This window comes from Cyanobium sp. LEGE 06143 (assembly GCF_015207535.1).
Lineage (GTDB): Bacteria > Cyanobacteriota > Cyanobacteriia > PCC-6307 > Cyanobiaceae > NIES-981.
On sequence record NZ_JADEWP010000260.1, the window covers coordinates 1 to 2,597 of the forward strand.

Annotated in this window: 3 protein-coding genes; 2 read left to right on the top strand and 1 reads right to left on the bottom strand. The window is 61.9% G+C overall.

Translation table 11 applies throughout. The annotated features are described in order from the left end of the window. Both istA and istB read left to right on the top strand, forming a co-directional pair. A partial coding sequence (istA, locus tag IQ216_RS13230; RefSeq protein WP_193815840.1) for an IS21 family transposase occupies positions 1-1,444 on the top strand: 1,444 nt, incomplete at its 5' end. A 14-nt stretch (positions 1,445-1,458) separates the two neighbouring features. Then, a complete protein-coding gene (gene istB, locus IQ216_RS13235) occupies positions 1,459-2,214 on the top strand; it encodes an IS21-like element helper ATPase IstB (RefSeq protein ID WP_193815841.1) in 756 nt (251 codons plus the stop codon). A gap of 50 nt (positions 2,215-2,264) precedes the next feature. Here the strand turns inward: istB and IQ216_RS13240 are convergent, their stop codons facing one another. Beyond that, positions 2,265-2,522, bottom strand: a complete 258-nt coding sequence (locus IQ216_RS13240) for a hypothetical protein (RefSeq protein ID WP_193815842.1) — start codon at positions 2,520-2,522, stop codon at positions 2,265-2,267. Between the last annotated feature and the right edge of the window lie 75 nt (positions 2,523-2,597).

Sequence of the window (2,597 nt, forward strand, 5' to 3'; positions counted from 1 at the left end):
TTCCAAGGGTGTGGTCGGTAAATACGTCAGTCTGGCCACCGCTCAGGGCATCACCTGGCCGTTGCCGGAAGGCACGGACGAAGCACGGCTGGAAGCCCAGCTGTTCCCGGCCAAAACGCCGCCTTCACGCTTTGCCGAGCCCGACTACTTCCAGGTCCATCAGGAGCTGAAGACCAAGGGCGTCACCCTGCAACTGCTTTGGGCAGAATATGTGGAGCGCCACGGCGACAAGGCTCGCCGGTACAGCCAGTTCTGCCACCACTACCGGCTCTGGCGTGGTCGGCAGCGGCGTAGCATGCGCCAGGTCCATCGGGCCGGCGAGAAGATCTTTATCGACTACTGCGGGCCCACGGTTCCGGTGGTGGATCGCAGCACCGGCGAGATGCGCAAGGCCCAGGTTTTTGTGGCCGTGTTGGGGGCGTCCAGCTACACCTTCGCCGAGGCCACCTGGAGCCAGTCCCTGCCGGACTGGATCGCCTCTCACCAGCGGATGCTGGCGTTCTACGGTGGCGTACCGGAACTACTGGTTCCGGACAACCTCAAGGCAGCGGTCACCAAAGCAGACCGGTACACGCCCCAGATCAACGAGACCTATGCGGAACTGGCGGTCCATTACCAGACGGCGGTACTGCCGGCACGCCCCTACAAGCCCAAGGACAAAGCCAAGGCCGAAGCCGGCGTACTGTTGGTTGAACGCTGGATCCTGGCCCGGTTGCGGCATCAGACGTTCTTCTCACTGGCCGAGCTAAACGCAGCCATCGCCGGACTGTTACCGGCGCTGAACCAGCGCCCGTTCCAGGGGCGCTCCGAGAGCCGCCAGATCCTGTTCGAAGCGCTGGACCGACCCGCGCTGAAACCACTGCCGGCAACGCCCTACGTCTATGCCGAGTGGCGCAAGGCACGACCGGGCATCGACTACCACATCGAGATCGACAAACGGCTGTACAGCGTGCCTCACGCACTCGTGGGCGTGAAGCTGGATGTTCGGGTGACCGATACGTCCGTGGAGGTGATGCACAAGGGCCAGCGGGTCGCCCTTCATTCCCGTCACGGCAAAGGCCGCTTCGTCACCCTGACCGAGCACATGCCCAAGTCCCACCAGGCCCATCAGAACTGGTCGCCGGGCCGGTTCCTGAACTGGGCCACGGACATCGGCCCCGCCACGCTCGACGTGGTGCAACGGCAGCTCAAGGATCGCCCCCATCCCGAACATGGCTACCGGGCCTGCCTGGGGCTATTGAACCTGAGTCGACGTTACAGCCGTGACCGGCTGGAGCAGGCCTGTGCCCGGGCGCTGTCCATCAACTCGGCCAGCTACCAGAGCATCACCTCGATCCTGAAGCAGGGCCTGGATCAGCTCCCCCTGCCACTGACCGAGGAAGAACCGGAACTGGCCGATCTGCCCGTTCACACCAACGTTCGCGGCCCCCGCTACTACCACTGATCCCGGAGAAACTGATGTTGACTCAAAACACTCTCGATACCCTGCGCCAGCTCAAGCTGACCGGCATGTGCGATGCCCTGGAACAACAACGAGCACAGCCCGACACCCATGACCTGGCGTTCGAGGAACGCCTGGCCTTACTCATCGACCGGGAGGTGCTGCACCGAGAAAACCGCCGCCTGGATCGGCTGCTGAAGGCGGCCCGGTTGCGGGTGCCGGCCTGCGTGGAAGACATCAATTACCGCCACCCACGGGGGCTGGAGCGCTCCCGAATGGCCGGCCTGGCCAGTTGTGACTGGATCCGCCAATCCCTGAACCTGTGCATCACCGGACCAACCGGTTGCGGCAAGACCTGGCTGGCGTGTGCTCTGGKTAACCAGGCCTGCCGGCAGGGACTGTCGGTGCGTTACCTGCGGGTGCCCCGCCTGTTCGAGCAGGTACGCATCGCTCACGGCGATGGCAGCTACGCACGACTGATGAACCAGTTGCTGAAGACGGATCTGCTGATCCTGGACGACTGGGGCATGCAGAAGGTGACCGCACAACAACGCCAGGACCTGATGGAAGTAATCGAAGACCGGCACGGGCGAGGCTCAACGCTCATCGCCASCCWGCTACCCACGGAGCACTKGCACGACTACATCGKCTCCGCCACGYTCGCCGACGSCATCCTGGATCGKCTSCTGCACGGCGCTCACCGACTCAATCTGAAGGGGGAATCACTGCGCAAAGCCAAAGCACAAAATACGGAATCGGTTGACCCATCGTGACCGCTCAGAGTACAAAACCGACTCCAGCGTGATGGCCGTGTGCAAATCGGTCACGATCCCCGGAATGACCGGTCACGTTCGCCGGAATACGCAATACCTTCATCCCTGATGGTGGCCTGTACTTCTTCCAAGGCTGCACGGTCTGTATCGAATTCGTCGTCCCATACCGTGGAGGTTCCAAACTCATCCACTACTTCTAAGAGCCAGCCACCTTTGTCGCCACGGTAAATTTCCACTTCGACGGTTTTGCCGTCAGCCGTCAGTTTCTGGCATAGAGAGCTCATCTCGACTTCAAAATCATCTTCCATTACCGATCTCCGAGCTGGAATTCATGTACACATAACGCTGGGCTTTGGGGCGGTTTTGGAGGAGCGAAGCGACGG